The sequence below is a fragment of the Clostridioides sp. ES-S-0108-01 genome (genome assembly GCF_020662285.1).
GTDB lineage: Bacteria > Bacillota > Clostridia > Peptostreptococcales > Peptostreptococcaceae > Clostridioides.
The window spans coordinates 1-705 of sequence record NZ_JADGMN010000063.1 but is presented as its reverse complement, the minus strand read 5'-3'; the positions used below and the strand labels follow the sequence as shown (position 1 = coordinate 705).

At 27.2% G+C, this 705-nt stretch carries 1 protein-coding gene; it reads left to right on the top strand.

Translation table 11 applies throughout. The features are described 5' to 3' along the window. On the top strand, nucleotides 1–576 hold a 576-nt coding region (locus IR152_RS19770; RefSeq protein WP_227453508.1), incomplete at its 5' end, for a peptidoglycan-binding domain-containing protein. Nucleotides 577–705 lie beyond the last annotated feature (129 nt).

Below are 705 nucleotides of genomic sequence, written 5' to 3'. Positions count from 1 at the left end.
GTTAAAAAAGCATTGATAATGCTATGTTGTTTATTTGCATTATCAAGTAGTATTGCATTTGCAGATACTGAAACAAATTCTACTTACACAAAAACAGACAAAGCATTATGGACAATTCATATTGAAGGTTATACCTTTACTTATGATAATGCGCCAAAGCAAGTCAAAGAAAAATACAAAGCTAAATGCGATGAAATAGGTATAACACCATCATCTAAATCTGAAATATTTATACCAGTTGATGAAGTGCAAAGTTATGGATTAAAAGATTATAAGCAAAGAGCTAATGGCTTTGATATATATTTTTATGGTACATATTTTAAAGTAACTGGACAAAAAAATTATACTGTTAGTACATCAATTTTAGTAGGATACAACAAAGTGGAAAATGGTAATCCTGTACATTTAGCCCAATTACTACTTAAAGCTTGTGGTTATTCTTTAAGCATTGACAGTCAGTTTGGAAATGAAACATATACAAGAGTAAGAAGTTTCCAATCAAGTAATAATTTAAATGTTGATGGTATTGTTGGAGCAAGAACATGGGAAAGATTAGCATATGTGGCACACTTGTAAAATAACATCATAATTATTAATTTACATATAAGAATTAAGTCACCAGTTTAAGGTGACTTTTTTATTATTTATATCAGTAATTTATTTTTATAAACCCTTATTTGTTTGTTTTATAAAGTTATTTTTTTT